Raw genomic sequence first — 18,882 nt, forward strand, 5'->3', positions numbered from 1 at the left:
GGTGTACTTCTTTCGCAGGTAATTGCTATCTGTTTGCACCGTGGGTTTTACATCACGTACATTGTATGCTGATTTGTGGGTATAAGCCAGGCTGTTGCCAGCGTTACGCTTGCCTTGTCAGGGGCTTGATTCCGGGCTTTTGGCAAAAGGAGTTCAGCCCTGAGCAGGCGCGTGGTTCTGACTCAGCGTAGTAATCCGGTAAATTTGTTGCTTTGGTTTTCCGCTTTAAGGCGTACTGCATCATTGTACAGTAATAGGTGCAGATATAGTAGCCTCTTGTATGTTGTTAGTAAAATGGATAGGTGAAAAGATAAAAAGTAAATACTTAATCTTTTTTATCCGTAAGAAATGGTGAGATGGTTGCAGTGTTATAAATGTCAACGGCAAGGGAAATGAAAGCGTTCCCAACCAATCATGATTTTTTGAAGTTTTTTCGTTCAGAGGAAAAGCCAGTAAGGCTTCGGCTTTTTGCTTAACCGTTTAATAGAAAGCGGAGACTGACCTTCCAGCCAGCCTCCGCGATAAAGTGCATCATCACTCTCTTTTGCAGAGCAGTTTTTCTGCCCGCTCTGCAGGTATTTACTTCCAATTACCCCGCCTCCAAGGCTTGCCGTATCCCCGACAGCCCCTCATTAAAGGCATCCATCTGTGCGATGACCTGCGCCATGCGGTCGCTGCCGTCCGCCCCGCCGAAGCGCTGCTTTTTCTGGAAGGCCGTTTTAATTGCCGACCAGCGCGCTGCCTCTTCGGGGCTCAGCCAACCGAGCAGTTCCTTCAGCTTGAGGAAGTTGGCCTCTGCATCTGAGGTCAGCGTCTGCACTTCGCCTTCGTAGTGGGCGAGAAGCAGGGTACGCAGCTCCGACTCGTTCATGATGGGGGCGATCTTCTCCGCCAGCTTGTTCATGTTGCGGTAGGAGCCTTGCAGCTTGAAGGCCGGCTCTGTGCGGTAGTCCTCCGCCATCGCTGCCGAACGGATGTACGCCTGATTGACGGTCAGGACCACATCCCGGACTTTTAGCAGCAACTGCAACACCTTCCGGTAATCGGCTAGCTCCTGTGCGCTGTGGCTGCCTTCGTACTCCAACCCTTCGAGCTGCCCGGTTTCCACGCTTTGAATGAGCATGTGCACATCCTTCATACTCCTGCCGGCAAGTTGCGCCAGAGTGGAGTTGGAAGTCAGGGCGTTTTCCAGATAGCTGAGCTTGAAGGCTGCTGCAGAATCCCCAATGATGTCGCCCAGGTTGTAGATGTCTGCGCGGTTGGCCAGCATGTCCGGGATTTGAAAACGGTCACCGCTCTCCGTGTAGGGGTTGCCTGCCATGACCACAGCGAAGCGGCTGCCCCGCAAGTCGTAGGTTTTCGCCTTGCCTTTGTACACGCCCTCAATACGGCGCTGCGCATCGCAGAGGGAGATGAACTTCTGCAAGAACTCCGGATGGCAGTGCTGTATGTCGTCTACGTAGAGCATGACGTTATCGCCCATTTCCAGGGCTAGGTTCAGCTTCTCCAGCTCTTTGGCAGCAGCCATGCTATTGGCATCCTGCGGTGCCAGGGAGGTCACCTGATGCCCGATCGCCGGGCCATTGATTTTCATAAAAATGAGCCCCAGGCGGTTGGCGATGTATTCCATGAGCGTGGTCTTGCCGTAGCCGGGAGGGGACAGCAACAGCAGCAGGCCCATGCGGTCGGTGCGGGCCTGCTCGCCCGCCGTGCCCATCTGCTTGGCAAGGTTGTCACCAAACAGGGGCAGGTACACCTTGTCAATAAGGCGGTTGCGCACAAAACTGCTCATCACCCGGGGCTTGAAGCTGTCGAGTTGCAGGGCTTCTTTCGCTTCCGCCGTGATCGTCCGCTTCCGGCTTTGGAATTGCTCAAACAGGGGCACGGTTTCCCCGCAGTAGCGCTCCAGCTTGTCCATGAAGGCATGGAAGTTGAGCTCGTACCGGCCTTCCTTCAGCACAGGGTGGTCACTCCGCAGTCCCTTCAGTTGGCGGCTGGTCTGTAATTCGATCACCCGTGTTTTCTCAAAATCATCTGCGAACAACAACGCAGCAATTTCCTCCTGATACGGCAGCCACTGCGCCTCCCCTTGCTCCTCCAGAAAAGCATGCACCCATTTACGGATGAGGAGGTAACGCTCCCGGGGGCGCTCGCGCAGGGCATCGAGTGACTGCTTGAAGCGCTTCAGGGCTTTTTTACCGGAGAGCAGGTCTACAAACTGCCGGTACAGCTGCCCGGCTTCTGCACTGATGACAAAGTGGTCGTCCTGTGCCAGCTCGCGGAACAGGTACTCGGCGGCCCGCTCCACGGTGAAGGCCGGGAACAAACGGGTGTGATCCACAAAAGCCTGCAGGTCTTCTGTCAATTCCTCGATGAGGTAATCAAATTCCCGGGTATTGGGGAAGAGCTCCAGAATTTCGCCGGCGCTCTTGAGCTGCTTTTGGAGGAGAGCCTTACGGTCGGCTTCCACGAAGGCCGTCCACCAGCTTTTGGCGCAAGCCCGCACAGTGGGCGGGAAGCGCAGCAGCCCGATACCCTGACTCATTTCCAGCAGCGTAGAAAGCATAATCGTAGCGTCAGCATCGTGGATGCCCTTGGTGTAGCCCTCCGAGTAGCGCTGCCCGGCGGCCTTAGTTACGAGCGGTAGCAGCGCCCCTGTTTTGACCGGCCAGTCCGGATGCTCCCGGTACAACTGGTAAGCCAGGTACTCGCTGCGGCAGACCTCCGGGTTTTCCGAAATCAGGCTTTGCTGCCAGACGGCTTGGGTGTGCAACAGCGCCTCATCCTCAATCGGCTCATAAAAGTTGGTGCCGGTGAGGTGGTACAACAATTGCCCGTCGTCCTGCACCACAGTCAGCTCCAGCGGCTGCACATTCACGGAGAAGCGGTGCTGCCCGAGGCGGATGATGTTCTCGCCTTCCTCGAAAAGCTCTTTGCGGTCGCGCAGGCTGCGCAGGGTGTCTTCCTTCAGCGTTTTCAGTTGGGTCTGTACGGCATTGGCTTTGTTGCTGTCATCGAGCTCCTGCAGTTGGCGGATGAGATCGCGTACTTTTTCCACCATCAGATCGGCAGCGAAGAAGCTGTTGACCTCGGCCTCCTCCTTAAAGGCAGCGGCGCGTTTTTGCATGCCGGACAGGATGCGGTCGGCGGCCTTCGCCAAATTAGCGGTACGGCTGTTGCGGGCTTCCACCAGGCTGTTCTTGCGGCTCTCCAGGGCGGCGTAGACCTCCTCCCGCTTGACGGACAGCTCGGTGATAAAGGCATCCACCTCTGCAAATTTGCCTTCCAGTTCTTCCAGCTGTACCATCAGCTTGGTGAGGTAGTCGTCGCACTTCTCCGGCGTATCGGCCAGGTCGAGGTAGTTGATGATGCTCTGATCCAGCAGCTTGAGCTGTGCATCGAACTCGGCTTTGGACTCCTGCGTGCGGAACTGCTTCCCGCGCTGCTTCACCGCCGCTTTATGCTGATTGAGCAGCGTGAAAAGGGCAGAAATGCCATCAATGATGCGGGTGGTCTGCGTCGCATCCTCGATTTTCAGGTTACTGACGATCTCGATGAGCAATTCCAGGGCCTTGCCAATCTCATCAAAGGCGGCTTCCAGTTCCGCTGCCTGCCGGGCCGTTTCCAATTGGGGAATGCGGGCGGCTTCGGCTTCAATCTGCTTGTGGTAGGGGAGCAGGGCATCCTCTTTCAGCAAAAAGGCTACACAGTCTTCTGCCAGTTGCGACTGCGCTTTTTGGGCTTGCTCCTCCAGTGCATCCACTTGCTCTATGTCGGCATAGCGCAGCTCGCGCAGCCCGGCGATGTCTCCCCGGAGTGCCCGCAGCCCGGCCAGGTTGGCCACGAAGTCCTCAATACGGTCGAAGGAAGCGCGGCGGATGGCGTCAAAGCGTGCCTGTGCTTCTTTTTCCACCCGCTGCATTTCTGCCTGATCGCGCCGTTGTGCACTTACTTTTTTCTCGTATTCCTCAATGGCTGTATTGGCCGTTTGCCGTAAGGCTTTTAGGGGCGCATCCAGTTGGAAAGCGTCCGGCTGATCGATCCAGTAGTAGCGGTCGAGTACATCGGTGGTGCGCTTGACGAGCTCATCGTAGAGATTGGCGTAGGCGTCCTCTTTTCCCGTAAGGGTGAGGATCTCCTGGCACTCGGCCATAGCGCGCACGATGTCCTTGTTGCCTACTTTGTACAGGTAGGCATCCGTATGCTCGGAAGGGATGACCTCCCCTTCGAGGAAAGGCGTTTGCCAAATCTGCAGCACGTGGTGCTTGGTAGGCTCTTCCTCGGCTTTGAAGTAGGCTAGCTCTCCGTTTGGGAAAAGGGTGAAACCATTGCAGACGATAGGCGTGGCTACTTCCTGATTGATGATGTTGTAATGCAGCAGCAGATAGGTGCCGCTGTCCGCTCCGTAGAACACAAACAGGAAGTCCTCCCCATTGGGCGAAGCAATCCGCTTTTTGAACAGCAGCCCGGTCGGAGAGTGGTCGAAAAGCTTGTACTCCCCCGTTTGCAGGTAGTAGCCATTGGCAAAGATGAGGCCCTGCTGATCGGGCAGCAGTACGCCGGAATCTGCCAGTGCCGCTACGCGCTCTATGCTCTGCATCTTCTCATTGAAAACAAAGTAGCGGTAGTCTTCCTGATAGGGCTTGATGCGCAGGGCAATAAGATGCCCAAGGTCGGCATAGGCAAATTCCGCATCGTCCAGGGTTTGGTCTTTGTACTCTACCGGCTCGGTGTAAATGCCCCGCCCGTCATCGGTATTGTCCTCTACCTTGATGGTCAGGTCGCCCCCGGTCGTTTCCACAAATACCCGGTCGAGGATGGAGACATGCGGGTGCCGACCGTGGCGCTGCTCGTCCCGCCCGGCCTGCTGCCAGCGGAATTCATACTGATTGGGAAAGCGTACTTCCTGATCGGAGCGGTTATCAACGTACAGTAAGCCCTCGTCCGTGCGCAGCCACTTGAAGGCTTTGAAGTCCGTGCCGCCCGGCTTAAGGTTGAAAATCATGTACAGGTGACGGCCCCGCTGTGCAAAGCGCGCAAAGTAAGCCTCCTTGTAGTAGCGGTAGAGGTTGTGGAAGTCGGTCTGAAATTCCTCTTTTTGCAAGAGCGACAACCCGGCCTCCTCGAACCCCTTGCCGTGGAAGCGGTAAATGCTGAAGACGTCCGTCAGCTGTATGCCGGTGCGCAACCCGAGGTGGACATTGTAGCCCAGGATGCAGTGCTCGCCTACCGCCACGATATCGCGCGCCGTACAGTAATTGCCGGTCGTGATGCGGTCGTTGGCAATCAGTGCGCTCTCCACCGCGCCGAAGACGTCCCTGCGGGCGGTATTAAGCTGCTGTAGCCGGTTGCGCAGCTCATCGGCTTGCTGCTGCAGGCGGTTGCGGATGATATCGTAGGTGGTGGTTTGCGTCATTATTTGAGGTTTTGTTGGTTTGAAATGGGCGGCTATGGAGCCCCCTGGAGGAGGCTGCCAACTTCGCTGAAGCTACGTCGGCCAGAGAAGGATGAGGTTGAGGCAAAGCTAACGTATACGCCCGGGTCGGCAGCAAGCTGCCTATCGCCCTCAGAGGATAAAGGCAGCTTGCTGCCGCGCCCGGAGTACATGCCGTGTCTGCCTCAACCTTAACCTCAACCTCAGCCTACCCTGGAATTCCCCTAGAGCAACTGCCCCGCACTAAGCGCCCCCAGCCCCAGCTCCTCCACTTTGGCCGTCAGGCGCTTGAGCAGGCTTTTCTCCTCCACGGTGCCGGACTGCTCGCCGAGGCGCAGCAGCAGAGCGGTGAGGGTCAGGTCCTTGATGTCGTCCATCGTCAGGCCGGCGCGGCGGATGAGGTTGCCCAGTTGGGGGAGCAGGCCCTCGCCGTTGCCGGATGCGGAAGACAGCAGGTTTTGGCTCAGGCTGTTCAGGTGGCTGCTGTGGTTGAGCAGGCCGTCGATGCTCTTGCCGCGCTGTACGGAATTGAGGATGCTGTTGACGAACTGCATCTCGCCTCCGACGATGTCGATATTGGCGTGCTTCATCGCCTCGCCCAGGACACCCGCCTGTGCGTTGGCGATGTCTTTGGAGACGTTGATATTGGCCAACTGAATCTCCTTCTCGGTCTCCAGGCGCAGCTTGAACTCCTCGTGCTCGCGGCCTACGCCGTCCAGCTCCTTCATGGCGTTGGCTTTCTGCTCGATGCCCTTAGCTTCAGCCGCAAACTTCAGCTCCAGTACGCGGGCTTCGGCTTGTCCTTTCTCATCGGCCACTTCTGCCTCAGCACGGCCCTGCTTGCGCAGTGCTTCTGCCTTGGCTTCTATGCCGATGGCTTCAGCCTGTGCCTTGCGCTCCAGCACGCTGGCTTCCAGTTTGCCTTCCAGCTCTTTGGCTTTTGCCTTGGCCTCGATGACCTGCGCTTCGGACAATCCGATGGTGGCCTCCTCGGCAGCAGTCGCCTCGGCCTGAATCTTGCGGGCTTCGGCTTCTTTCTCGGCGGCGTTCTTCTCCGCTTCGGCATCAATCAGGAGCTTCTCGGCGTTGATCTCGGCGGCCAGTTTGGCGGCTTCGGCCAGCTTCTGCTGCTCGATGACGGTGGCTTCGCCCTTGGCCTGTGCTTGGATAACTTCCTTTTTCCGCAAACGCTCGGCCTCGGCCAGCACCTTGGTGTCTTTGATGACTTCCTCCTGCTCGACCACCTTCTTTTCGACCATGATGCGGTCGCGGATGACGTCTTGTATGTTCTTCTTCTCCTCTTCCACCGCGCGCTGCTTCTCGATCTCCGCCAGGGTGACGATCTTTTCGCGCTCGGTGCGCTCCAGCATACGGTCTTTCTCTACGCGCTCCTGCTCAATGGCTTCGGTGCGCTCTTTGTTCTTCAGGGCAACGATGACCTGCCGCATGCGGTTCTCTTCCGCTACCTGCAGTTCTTCTTCGGTCTTGATGCGGACCATCTCGGAGCGAAGACGCTCCTCTTCATTGATCTTGGCAATCTCGGCAGCTTCCCGTGCCTTGATGTTAGCAATCTCGCGCTTCTGCCGCTCTTCTTTCTCAATGAGTTGGCGCTCGTATTCCAGTATGGCTTCCTTCGCCTCCGCATTTTGCTCGGTGATGGTCTTCTCCTCCTCGCGGCGGATGAAGTTGGCCTTCACCTTCTGCTGGGCGGTGAGCTCCGTGATCTTCTTGATACCCTCAGCGTCCAGGATGTTGTTCTCCTTGAGGTAGCTGATGTCGGTCTGCTCCAGGTAGTCAATGGAGGCATCTTCGAGGATGTAGCCATTCAGGTTGAGCCCAATGGCGTTCTGTATTTCCGAATTGAATTTCTCGCGGCTGTCGTAGAGCTCTACGAAGTCGAAGCGCTTGCCCACCGTTTTGATGGCTTCGGAAAACTTGGCTTCAAACAGCTCCCGCAACGTCGCCGTATCGGAGGCCCGCTGACAGCCGATAGACTGCGCGACCTTTTTGATGTCGGCTACTTCCTTATTGATGCGTACAAAAAAGACGACTTTCGTATCGGCGCGGATATTGTCCTTGCAAATGAGGCCATCCTCTTTCATACGGCTGATTTCGATGGTGCGGACGCTGAGGTCCATCACTTCGTACATCTGAATGCCGGGCACTACAATGATGCCGTTTTCGATGGCGACTTTAGTGCCGCCCACGCCGGTACGGATAATGGCTTTGCCCTGAGGCACCTTTTTGTACCAGCTGATGAGCATGACGATGAGGCCAAAAATCACCAGCAGGCTAATGCCGAGTACGGCCCAGCCCAGAGGGCCGGCCAGGTTTTGGAGTAAGATCATTATGTTACGATTTTAAGGGTTGGTCAAAAAATGAAGTCGGATTTTACAGCACTGTGCTGCGCTCCGGCGGGTCCTCCTCCGGGTACGCCCGGACGAGGTAGTGGCTGCCATCGGGCGCGGCCCGGGAGACGATGGCTTTGGTACCGCTCGGCAGCTGTAGCTCCGGAACAGCGGTCTTAACGTAGATGAGCAGCTCGTCGTCTTCAGCCTGTACCCGTGCCTGCCCCATTTGCGTGAAGCTGGCGGGCAGGATGAGCTCGCAGGCCTGCCCGATGTAGTCCATAGGCTGGGCTTCTTTGCTGATTTGCTCGAAGAGCGGCACGAAGGGCGTCGTAACCACCTTGGCGGCAAACAGTCCGATGAACAGGATGGGAATTGCCGTAGCCAATGCATAGCCCAGGCTGTAGTGCCCGAGGTAGTGGTTGCCCAAAATGGCGAGCACCCAGGCGGTGAGCACCGTCACGGTGATGATCAGCATGAAGGGTACACGCCCGAAGTTGAAAAAGTGCAGTGCTCCGGCAAACCAGCCGCTCATGCCGCCGGCGTCCACATCGGTATCCACGTCTGCGTCCACATCCACCTCAGCATCGATATCAAAGTCGAAAGCACTCAGGTCCACCGCTCCGAAGATGACGGAGAGCCAGTACAGGACCACCAGGCCCAGCAGCAAGGTAAAGGGCAGGTTCACGCCTGCCATTGCAGCGTTGAGTAAGTCTTGCATAGGCATACCATTTTCAAGCTTGCAGAGGCACAGAGACCGCTGTAAGCAAGGTTGTACAATGATGTTGTTGGTGTCGGGGAGGCGCTATACCGACGACGAAATGGTATCCAAATGGACTATTTCGTGTCGGCATAAACTCGTCCGATGCGTTTTGCTGTAACGCTCGACCCTATTGTTCCGAGTTTAGCCAAGAGCGGAGGTGCTCTTTCCTAATCTTCAGTATATAATTTCGGAAATTTCAGTTTCTTACCGGAGTATTTCCGAATACAGTCTTAAAATGTGTTAAAATCAGGAGATTTTTCGATTTTCCTCGGCGAAGCTGTATGAAATTACGACGAAAATGGGCTGTACGCCGGGTAACTATTTAGCCGCAGCGTAAATAAGCTGGGCTGGCCTGCTGAGCAAGCTGGGGTGAAAACACATTCACGCATTGAAACCAGCTGCAAAAAAAACTGCTATTTTGAGCAGCGATATATCAACCTGGATCATTATGGCAAAACGGAAAATGAAAAAGCAGGTACCCAAGAGGGCTCAAGCCAAAGCTAAACGTTCGGGCTTTTGGCGGCGCTATGCACTGCCTGGGCTGCTGTTGTTCGCCCTGCCTTTTTTACTGTACGCCACTACGCGCACGTTCGGCTACGTCTTGGACGATGTTCTGGTGTTGTCTGAGAACAACTTCGTAAAAAAGGGGCTGGACGGCATCGGTGATATTTTCACAACGGATAGTTTTACCGGCTACTTGGGTAAACAGCAGGAACTGGTAGCCGGTGCCCGCTACCGGCCTTTGTCGATTGCTACTTTTGCGGTAGAGTATGCATTATACGGCTTGAATCCGGGCAACAGCCACCTGATCAATGTCCTTTTGTACAGTCTGACCGGGCTGCTGATCTTCCGGTTGCTGGCCGTCCTAATCCCGGGAAAAAAGGGGCAGGCTTGGTACGAAAGGCTGCCGTTTTGGATTGCGCTGCTGTTTGTGCTCCACCCCATTCATACCGAGGTGGTTGCGAATATCAAGGGGAGGGATGAAATACTGGTGCTACTGCTTTCCCTTAGCACGTTGTACTTCAGCCTCCGCTATGCCAAACAACAGTCCTGGTTTGCGCTGCTGCTATCAGGCGGGCTCTTTTTACTGGCTCTACTAGCCAAAGAAAACGCAGTGACTTTCCTGGCGGTAATCCCGCTAAGTATCTATTTGTTCACTAATGCTAGCCTCAAAACCACGGCTGTTAGTGTATTGCCCCTATTGCTGTCCTTTGGGCTGTATTTGCTGATCCGGGTCAATGCGGTGGGGTATTTGTACAATCCCGATCTGGTCGTTTCGGGCATTATGAACGACCCCTACGTGGAGACGAGCGTAGCCGAAAAGTATGCAACGATCACTTATACCCTGGGGCAATACCTGAAGCTATTGGTTTTTCCGCACCCGCTCACGCACGATTACTACCCTTATCAGGTACCCATTCTTAATTGGGTGGACTGGCGGGTCCTGGTTTCACTTGCTGCCAATCTGGCCCTGTTGGGCTGGGGCATCCGGTCGTTCCGGAAGCGATCCATTCCAGCCTGGAGCATTCTGTTTTACTTTTCTACCCTGTCCATTGTATCCAATATCGTCATTTCAGTGGGCGCTCCGATGAACGAGCGGTTTGTGTACGTTTCTTCCCTGGGTTTTTGCACTTTATGGGCTTATCTCTTCCTCATCCGGCTGCCTGCCTGGCAAAGCCGGTATTCATGGGCCAAACAAGCCGGTCTGGGTATTTTACTGGTTACTGCTTTAGCCTACGCTGGAAAAACCTACGAACGCCTCCCTGCCTGGAAAGATGCGATGAGCCTCAATCGTGCTGCAATTAAAGTGTCAACCAACAGTGCGCGGGCAAACAGCTATATGGCTTATTCCCTGTACCAGCGAGGTTTGCAGGAGCAGGGCGCGCAGCAACTGGCTACGTATCAGGAAGCCCTTCCTTATGTGAACCGGGCGCTGGAAATATACCCGACTTATTCTGATGCACTCACGTGCAAGGGAGGTTTGCTTGGTGGGCTGTATCAGCAGAACAGGGACCTGGATCAGCTGTTGGAAGGGTTCTACGAGATACTAAGTGCCCGGCATGTCAACTTCATCGATCAATATATGGTCTACCTGAATGGGAGAGAGAATGGACAGCGGCTGGCGCAGTTTTACCATCGGGCAGGGTATGAATTAATGGCTAAACAGCAGAAACAATATGCTTTGGCGCTACAGTACCTGAATTACGGGCTGGAGGTAAGCCCGGACAATGTGACCCTATTGGAAGATTTGGCAGAAGTCCATGCGCTAGCCGGCAAAACCGGGCAGGCGCAACAGATGGCGAGACGGGCCTTGCAGCTCAATCCGCAATCCGAACGGGCAAGGGCTATACTTCAATAAGCGGCAGAAGAAAAAGCCTGGTTTTCTAATGATGGAGAAGGTTTTAGCTTCAGAACAGTGCGAAACAGAAGGATGGTACTCTTCTTAAGAATTGATGTTTAAGCCGATACGTCTGGAGCAGGAATTTGTCCTGCTTTCTTACATGATTATGCCGATAATCCGGGTTGAGTAAAAAAGTGCAGCTATGTATCTATTAGCAGCTTTCGCCAGTTATTTTTCCGGAAGACAAGCCCTGCCCAAAGTATGATGACCACCAGCATGTTAATACCCAGTGTGAGGAATTCATTGATGCCTTTGATGACTGATACCCAAAATTCACTGGCGTGGTAAATATCGGCACTCGGGTTATTGAAGAAAAACGCCAATGCCATGATGACCCTGAAAACGGAAAATAGATAATAAAGTAACGTACCAGCAATCAGCCCGACGGCCATCTCTTTGCGGGGTAGAGGGGAGAGCAGTATCAAAGCCAAAAAGAAGATGTAAAAGCTTAGGAAAGTGTTGTAGAAGTAGAACTCATAGAATTTACCCTGCACCTTTACGGTATTGCGGCCTGCCGATTGCCTGATTTCGGCCAGTCGTTTTTGGGAAATATATTCCACCTGAATAATGTCAGCGTCTGCCTCGTTTGCCTTCAAATGAAGGTAGACCGAAGGGAAGGTCTTCTTCAGTATGGCCTCCGTGGGCTTACGGTAGATGCTGTTTAAAGTATGACCAACCTGAGGAATAAGGCTGATGGCGGTCAGTGTACCGTACAACAGGCAAAAATAGAGCAGATATTTCAGCCCGGCGATCAGGATTGGCTTCATGAGGGGAGCGATTTGACAGTTGCTTTAGTGGCCCAATTCATCCAAATGAACCAAAGTACCACACTTAGCAACGTGAACAGAATGAATCCACCCTGAATGTGCAGGACATCAAACACTGATTTAGAGAAAAACTTCCCTGAAAGATAGAGTCCTGCAATCCGTAAGATATTGGCAACAAACAGGATGGGGATGCCCCAGCCCAGCCCGGTAAATTTCTTTCGTAGGGAAACGGGGAAAATCAGGATGCCGCTGACCAAAATAGCTGTTGCTTCCAGACCATCGCAGCCGTTTTTGATATTTACGGAAAACGCATCGCTCCCAATCGTCGATCCGGTCACAATAGTATCTTGCCCAAAAAGCTGCAGCAAGGCATTGCCCAATCTGGCCTGAGCGTTCAGGAACGGGGCCTCCAGGTAGTTCCTGTACAAGCCAGAGTAGTAAAACAGGTAGAATGCTCCCATACAGCCTGTGAAGCCCAGCAAAAACTTCAGGACCGGGTTCCTGTCCTGAAACCAGGCCTGTATACGCTGGCCGAGGCGCTTAGATTGCTGGGGTGTTTTCCCAGCCTTTCTACGTTTTTTTGCAGACATGCCCAAAATTATGACATAAGCCACCATTAGAAACTAATGATGGCTTATGATGGAATGATGAACGGAATTTAAACAACCTGATTAAGGTGTTCAAATTTATGTTTTAGTGCTTGGAGCCACTTTTGACATAATGAACAAGATAAGCAACGATCGCACCGGAAAGCAGTGCACCTGGGATATCCGCATTCGTCAATTCGTACCCAAAGAAGGCAATAGCAGCGGTAAATACAGCAGCAATCGCCAGGTAAATGCCTGGAAGCACCTGGAAGTATGCCTTACGGTCAAATGGCAGGCGGGAACGCTGACGGCTTGTGTAAGCCCCGCCGTTCGCCATCGCTAATGCACGCTGATGCTGTGTGCCGAATACAACGCTTAACGTAAAGATAATGAGCGTGAGCAGGATAAGCCCCCATTCAGACATCGTTGGGATATCGGTTGCATCTGGAGAGCAATTATCTGGGCCTGTTCCTGCATTTGCACTCAGTGAACAAGCAGCATCATCAGAAAAGGCAGCGCTGAGGAAAATACTACCGCCGGAAGCTGGCAGTTGTACACCGGTGAAAGTATAAGAGGTAGCGCCAATAGAACCTACGCTCACGGATTGGCTGGCACTTGCGCCAGATAAATCTAAAGTACCTGTAGATGGCGCATCCACGAAGTTCACGACAACATCCGCAGTAAAGAAATCATCAAATGCCACGTCTGTAGTACCATTGTCGTTACAAGCTGATGCATTAGCCAAAGCTATGCTGGTGATATTACAACCACTTACCTGGCTGGTAACAATTGGCGCATACCGCCATGCTACACCAGCGGAGATGTTGTTGCCCGGGTCCTCATACGTTTGCATGCCTACAATGACATTCCCATCGGGTACAAACACAGCAGGTTGGGCACTACCGCCCATTCCGCCAATAGAAGCCACAGCAGTACTGCTGGAGTTTGGCGTTGCGGCTCCGATGTCAGCGATAGGTTTTGAAAAGCCCTGAATGCCATCAATGGCGCAGCCAATACGGACTTCAAATCCAACCAGTGCTTCACCCGTTGCAGCATCGGCAGGCCCATCTGGCGAATTTCCAGGGTCAGAACCATTAGCACAGGTTACTTCAACCACAGCGCCAAGGGAGCCATCAGCATTTAATTCGCGGCAACGCAATTGAAACTGGCTGAGCACCATTGCTCCGTAGCCATTGCCTTCCACGCCTTCATAGCCTACGGCTACATAACCACTTGGGCAATCACAAACCGCAGTGGCTGCGGCAGGAGTTGGGCATACGCCCGGGGTGCTCTTGAGCAGTGGAGAAAGTTCCTCTACCGGAGACCCTAAGGAATAAACGGTGGTTTGCGCATCCAAAGTGGAAGTGAGCATTAACCCCGAAGCCAATAGCAGGCTAAAAAGGAATAGTGATTTTTTCATCGGTGTATGATTTGTTAATAGCAAATGTATCTAGACAAAATGGAATTATTCTTCCAAGTGTTTTTGTATTACAATTTAGATATTTGTAAAGGTACGGTTTTGAAAGATATAAAATAAGCAAAACCTTATTTTGTAGCTTTTCTTTTAGTGTAATTGTCATGTAAATGCTGTTTGCTAGTGCAATAAATCAAGCTTATGCATAATAATCGGGATGTAAAATTTGGTCAGGAAGTAGCTGGCGCCCTGCAAAACAGCCAACCCGTTGTCGCCCTGGAATCCACCATCATCTCCCACGGTATGCCCTACCCCCGGAATGTGGAAACGGCCCTGCGGGTGGAAGCTACAGTCAGGGAAAGCGGCGCCGTACCCGCAACCATAGCGGTGATCGGTGGACAGTTGCGGGCGGGGCTCTCCGAAGCAGAAATTGAATACCTGGGCAAAAAGGGTACGGCTGTAGCCAAAGTCAGCCGCAGGGATTTGCCGGTGCTGGTTGCGCGGGGAGTGGACGGCGCAACCACGGTAGCTGCCACCATGATTATCGCAGCGCTGGCAGGCATCCGGGTATTTGCTACGGGCGGTATAGGCGGGGTGCACCGGGGTGCGGCGCGTACTATGGATATTTCTGCAGACCTTCAGGAACTGGCCCGGACGGATGTGGCAGTGGTTTGTGCCGGAGCCAAGTCAATCCTCGATTTGCGCCTGACGCTGGAATACCTGGAAACGATGGGCGTGCCGGTGCTGGGCTTTCAGACAAGTGAACTGCCAGCCTTTTACACCCGTACAAGTGGTTTGCTTGTGGACTACCGGATGGAGTCGCCGGCGGAAGTTGCGGAGGTACTGCATACCAAGTGGCAGCTTGGGCTGCGCGGGGGCGCAGTTATAGCCAATCCCATCCCGGAAGCTTTTGCCATGCCGCGGGAAGAGATGGAACGGGTTATCGGGCAGGCGATCGAAGAGGCAGGGCAGCAAGGTGTTACCGGTAAAGCGCTGACGCCATTTTTACTCTCCCGTATTGAACAGCTGACACGTGGCGATAGCTTGCAGGCAAATATTGAACTGGTGCTGAATAATGCGCGCTTAGCAGGGGCGGTGAGTGTTGCCCTTAGTGATTTGTCTTAAGGGTTATTATGCCTTCACACTTTCAAGTAGGAAAAAATGCCCTCATTGGTCCGTAAACCAATAAGGGCACCCGAGGGATTAATCCACCCTTTCAAATACTAATGAACCGCCCGTAGCCCCAATGGCAGTGTATTCCAAAGTAGTTGTATTCGCCCTGATAACCAGGTTGCACTGTGCATCATACTGACCTTTTTCGATAAAGCAAAAGCCTTCGGGAGCCGTGCCGGTCACCGCACAAGCTTCCGAACGGCAGCCGGGATCCGCCTCAATCGTTGAGGAATAAGTCAGCCGCTGATTGTTGTAATGGCTGATTTGGTCACCCTCGATAATGATTTCGTATCCTTCGTCGGTTGTCGAGCGCCAGCCGCCCTGCATCATGGCCATCAGATTGGGTAAAGGATCGCTGAGCGTAATCTCACTGACGCTTGCTTTTACGGGTTTTAATGCCGGGTTGTCGCTGCTCAGCGTGACATCGCCGACGAGCTCCATGGCGGTCTCACCGCCTGCACCTGGCTCAAAACGGATGCTCAGCCCCTGACCGGTGAGTTTTCCACCCTTCCAGTCGCTGACGTAGCCACCGTAGTCCCAGCCAAAGCCGTACAATTCAAACGGTTCGCCATTGAGTTCCTGCATTTCCTCAAGAGTAGTACCAATGGTAATACCGTTGGGGGTTGACCAGTCAGATTGCCCGTCCTTGCCATAGATGCTAACATAGCTGGGGCGATCGGAACCCATTGCCGCATCCCAGTACAAATCCACTTGGTTTTTGCTATCTTTAAACAGGACAATGCCTGGCTCAAAAATACCCTCGCCCAGGTGAATGCTGTCTTCCAGTGCAAAGTCACCATAAGCTTCCAATACATCAGCGGCAGTAGCGGATTTCAGGTCAACAAGACCTACACGTGTGCCAGGGACCATTGTGAAATCGAGCCTTGGGTCTGCTTCAGTAGTTACAGCGGTGGTGTCCTGCTGATCAGATGCCACAGCGCCTTCTGAGGAGCAGGACTGGCAATTGGTAAGCCCTAAGACAAGCAGGAAAATGTACAGCGTAGTGAGTAGTGGATGCTTCATAAATCTGTTCAGTTTGAGAATGATGTATAATGCGCTGCAAGTGGAGGGGAAAGCAGCGCATCAAAAATACATCACCCAACTATGAAGACCCTATTTGTGCTGCTTAAATTTTTCCAGTAGTTGGGGAGAAACGTTATCTGTGCCGTACATTCCGTCCTCTTCGATCAGGGTGCCGTTATCATTACTATCTGTCTTGATGAGGAATAGTGTGGAGCGTGTATTAGGGCTACTGTCTGCACCTTCAAAGTGGAGCACCTGCTCTACCTCAAAGTGGTCAGGGGTGAATGCCTTGTTTAAGTCTTCGCAATAAATGCGGTCGCGCTTTAGGGTAAATTCGTGGTCGTATCCCTCTTTTTTCAGGGTCTGGGTAGCTTCTACCAGGTTATCAAAATGTCGCATTGGCTTTTCTGGTAAAACGGCTGTTTCGGGACCATGTTCGCCCTACTGTTGAGCTTCCATGTAAATGGCTTTCAGGTAGGCCCCTTCCGGGAAACCAATGGGGTGGTCTGTATCGTGGTAGGTGCGCCTGCTTTCGCGGAATTGTCGGGGGTGATTGTCCAGCACTTCCAGTACGGCTTCAAAAAAGGCCGCAGCTGTAATGCGGCTTGAACAGGAAGCGAGGAGGAGCAACCCATTCGGCGCGACAATTCCGGCTGCCAGTGTAGCAAGTTGACGGTAAGCCTGTAGGGCTTTTTCCCGTTCACTGCGTTGTTTGGCAAAAGACGGTGGGTCAACGATGACAATATCAAAGCGCTGCCCGGTTTGGCTCAGCTGCTCCATCTGCTCAAAGGCATCGCCGGCTAGTGTCCGGTGGCGGCCTTGCAAATGATTTAGGGCTACGTTTTGGGCAGCCATCTCGAGGGCTTGCGCGCTGATGTCCAGGCTGGTTACGGCTGTTGCGCCTCCTGCCAGAGCGTGTACGGAAAAGCCTCCTGCATATGCGAAGACGTCAAGAACGGTTTTCTCTTTCGCCAGTTCTCCAATGCGTTTTCGGTTGTGCCGGTGATCGAGGAAATAGCCGGTTTTATGGCCCTTTACCACATTAGCGGAAAACAACAGCCCGTGTTCCCGAAATAGAACTTCCTCCTTTTCCAGCGTGCCGTGAATAACCTGACCGTCAGACAATCCGTAGCAAAGATCAGGGCGGGCCTGTAGGTTGCGGCTCAGCCGAAGGACGACAGTGGTGCATTCGCTCAAACGGAGCAGCGGGGGCAGTACCGCTTTTAAATAAGGCAGCCAGATAAACGAATAAAGCTTGAGGACCAGCACCTGATCGTACACATCTGCTACGAGGCCCGGCAGCCCGTCATTCTCACCGTATAGGAACCGGTAGCTGTTGGTATCGGTTTCCAGGAGGGGCTTCCGCCGTTCATAGGCTGACTCGATTTTGCCTGAGAACCAAAGGGCATCAATCCGCGCTGGCTGACCGAACTGCAGGGCTTTAATCCGTATAGGAGAGTGGGGGTCATACAAACCTGCTGCCAGAAATTTATCCTTTTTACGGTCAAAAATAATCACCAGGCTGCCAGCTATGCCTTTGGTATTTTGTTTAGTAATGGCTTCCTCAAAAACCCAGGGATGCTCCCGCCGCAGGGCGCGCTCTGCGGCCGGCTTGACTTGGATGGCCAGTCGTTGGGCAGGTGGGTTTGGCAAATGTGCTAATGTGTCCATGTGGCAAAGGTAGGCACTGCCCGTTCTATTCCGATAGGCACATCGCAGGTTTATTGAACAAAACGGATGCTGCATCCGCTTCAGGAACTGTTAAATCTTAACAATTTTAAGATTCTTCAGCTTGCGGCAGTTAGCAGGCTATTAAATTGCCCGGCTTTGCGTTAACCCTCCGTTAAAGCCCTGCATCGTATGGGTAAAGCCCCTATATTTGAAGTGTAATCAAAAACAAAAGCCATGAAAAAGCAACTGCTCGCATTATCCTTCGCCCTGGTCTCCGGGCTGACTCTTACAGCACAATCTGCTGATCAGAACCCGCGGGCACAGTTGGCTTACGAAGCGTACCAAACGGAAAACCCCACTGACCACGCCAATACCATGGGCGTGACGATGGATCAGACCTACGAAGCCTACGACCCCATCCTGATCAAAGAAGCCCGCCGTCAGGAACGCCGCGACTTCCGCCGGCAGCTCCGCCTCGAACGGGCACGCCGCCCACAGTTTATTGCGCCACGCCGCCCTTGGGGCTGGTACGGCTGGTAAACTCTGGCAGACCTTCTAAAATTAACAAAACGAAACAGGTGCGTGCCAGATCGTATTTACCAGTCTGGCATGCACCTCACACCAAAACACAATCTACATGAAACCCTTCCTTCCTCTTTTGCTTTTCGCTATCCTTCTCAGCACCTCCTGCAACCGGCAGGTACAACGTATTGAAACCGACACTACCGTTGACCTCAGCGGCCGCTGGAATGACACTGATGCCCGCCTGACTGCTGCCGAACTGGTCTCCGAAATCATGGGGCAACCCTGGCTGGAGCGCCACAAGCGCAACAACAGCGGGGAAGAACCGGTGGTCATCGTTGGTATGGTGGAAAACAAATCCCATGAACATATCGAAGCGGAAGTCTTCATCAAGGAACTGGAGAAAGCTTTCGTCAAAAGCGGCCGGGTACGTCTCGTACAGGGCGGTGCCAAGCGCGAGCAAATCCGCCGTGAGCGGGCCGATCAGCAAAATAACGCTTCCCAGTCTACTATGAAAAGCTGGGGGCTTGAAGTCGGCGCGGACTACATGCTGCAGGGCTCCATCAACTCCATTATGGACGCCTACAAGCGCAAAAAAGTCATCTACTATCAGATTGACATGACCCTGACCAACATGGAGACCAATGAGGTGGTCTGGATTGGAGACAAGAAGATCAAGAAGTTTGTGAAAAATTAACAGAAGGACTGAATCTGTTAGTTCGGGGGCTGCTCCCTGTGATCAGCCCCTGTTTTCCCTGCTTTTTCTCGCCCCAACCTGA

13 protein-coding genes are annotated in these 18,882 nt (G+C 53.4%); 4 read left to right on the plus strand and 9 right to left on the minus strand.

What is annotated here, in order from left to right:
* Positions 1-589: 589 nt before the first annotated feature.
* The 3 genes from MRY86_RS21630 to MRY86_RS21640 form a co-directional block, all read right to left on the minus strand.
* Positions 590-5,416, minus strand: coding sequence for a DNA repair ATPase (locus tag MRY86_RS21630; RefSeq protein ID WP_293566390.1), 4,827 nt, complete (start codon positions 5,414-5,416; stop codon positions 590-592).
* 242 nt (positions 5,417-5,658) lie between these two features.
* Positions 5,659-7,782 (minus strand): flotillin family protein, encoded by a 2,124-nt coding sequence (locus tag MRY86_RS21635; protein WP_293563799.1) that lies wholly within the window; start codon positions 7,780-7,782, stop codon positions 5,659-5,661.
* 43 nt (positions 7,783-7,825) lie between these two features.
* Complete coding sequence (locus tag MRY86_RS21640; protein WP_293563797.1) at positions 7,826-8,503, minus strand: OB-fold-containig protein; 678 nt, start codon at positions 8,501-8,503, stop codon at positions 7,826-7,828.
* A gap of 505 nt (positions 8,504-9,008) precedes the next feature.
* Here MRY86_RS21640 and MRY86_RS21645 point away from each other — a divergent pair.
* On the plus strand, positions 9,009-10,904 hold the full coding sequence (locus tag MRY86_RS21645; protein WP_293563795.1) for a tetratricopeptide repeat protein: 1,896 nt from the start codon (positions 9,009-9,011) through the stop codon (positions 10,902-10,904).
* A 182-nt stretch (positions 10,905-11,086) separates the two neighbouring features.
* Here the strand turns inward: MRY86_RS21645 and MRY86_RS21650 are convergent, their stop codons facing one another.
* From MRY86_RS21650 to MRY86_RS21660, 3 genes are all read right to left on the minus strand, one after another.
* Positions 11,087-11,713, minus strand: coding sequence for a hypothetical protein (locus MRY86_RS21650; protein ID WP_293563793.1), 627 nt, complete (start codon positions 11,711-11,713; stop codon positions 11,087-11,089).
* On the minus strand, positions 11,710-12,303 hold the full coding sequence (locus tag MRY86_RS21655) for an archaeosortase/exosortase family protein (RefSeq protein ID WP_293563791.1): 594 nt from the start codon (positions 12,301-12,303) through the stop codon (positions 11,710-11,712). Before MRY86_RS21655 ends, MRY86_RS21650 begins: the two co-directional genes overlap by 4 nt.
* Before the next feature lie 103 nt (positions 12,304-12,406).
* Positions 12,407-13,720 (minus strand): hypothetical protein, encoded by a 1,314-nt coding sequence (locus tag MRY86_RS21660; RefSeq protein WP_293563789.1) that lies wholly within the window; start codon positions 13,718-13,720, stop codon positions 12,407-12,409.
* A gap of 195 nt (positions 13,721-13,915) precedes the next feature.
* On the opposite strand from MRY86_RS21660, the gene MRY86_RS21665 reads away from it, so the two are divergent.
* Positions 13,916-14,839, plus strand: coding sequence for a pseudouridine-5'-phosphate glycosidase (locus tag MRY86_RS21665; RefSeq protein ID WP_293563787.1), 924 nt, complete (start codon positions 13,916-13,918; stop codon positions 14,837-14,839).
* Positions 14,840-14,917: 78 nt separating this feature from the next.
* On the opposite strand, the gene MRY86_RS21670 is transcribed toward MRY86_RS21665, so the two are convergent.
* The 3 genes from MRY86_RS21670 to MRY86_RS21680 all read right to left on the minus strand — a co-directional run bounded on the left by MRY86_RS21670 (position 14,918) and on the right by MRY86_RS21680 (position 17,581).
* Positions 14,918-15,910 carry a hypothetical protein gene (locus MRY86_RS21670; RefSeq protein WP_293563785.1) on the minus strand — a complete coding sequence of 331 codons (993 nt, stop codon included), beginning with the start codon at positions 15,908-15,910 and terminating at the stop codon, positions 14,918-14,920.
* Positions 15,911-16,000: 90 nt separating this feature from the next.
* Positions 16,001-16,309 carry a hypothetical protein gene (locus MRY86_RS21675; RefSeq protein WP_293563783.1) on the minus strand — a complete coding sequence of 103 codons (309 nt, stop codon included), beginning with the start codon at positions 16,307-16,309 and terminating at the stop codon, positions 16,001-16,003.
* 42 nt (positions 16,310-16,351) lie between these two features.
* A complete protein-coding gene (locus tag MRY86_RS21680) occupies positions 16,352-17,581 on the minus strand; it encodes a class I SAM-dependent rRNA methyltransferase (protein ID WP_293563781.1) in 1,230 nt (409 codons plus the stop codon).
* A 234-nt stretch (positions 17,582-17,815) separates the two neighbouring features.
* Here MRY86_RS21680 and MRY86_RS21685 point away from each other — a divergent pair, with 234 nt between their 5' ends.
* Both MRY86_RS21685 and MRY86_RS21690 read left to right on the plus strand, forming a co-directional pair.
* Positions 17,816-18,121, plus strand: coding sequence for a hypothetical protein (locus MRY86_RS21685; protein ID WP_293563779.1), 306 nt, complete (start codon positions 17,816-17,818; stop codon positions 18,119-18,121).
* 97 nt (positions 18,122-18,218) lie between these two features.
* Complete coding sequence (locus MRY86_RS21690) at positions 18,219-18,800, plus strand: penicillin-binding protein activator LpoB (protein WP_293563777.1); 582 nt, start codon at positions 18,219-18,221, stop codon at positions 18,798-18,800.
* Positions 18,801-18,882: the final 82 nt, after the last annotated feature.

Source organism: Phaeodactylibacter sp. (genome assembly GCF_022763345.1).
Classification (GTDB): Bacteria; Bacteroidota; Bacteroidia; order Chitinophagales; family Saprospiraceae; genus Phaeodactylibacter.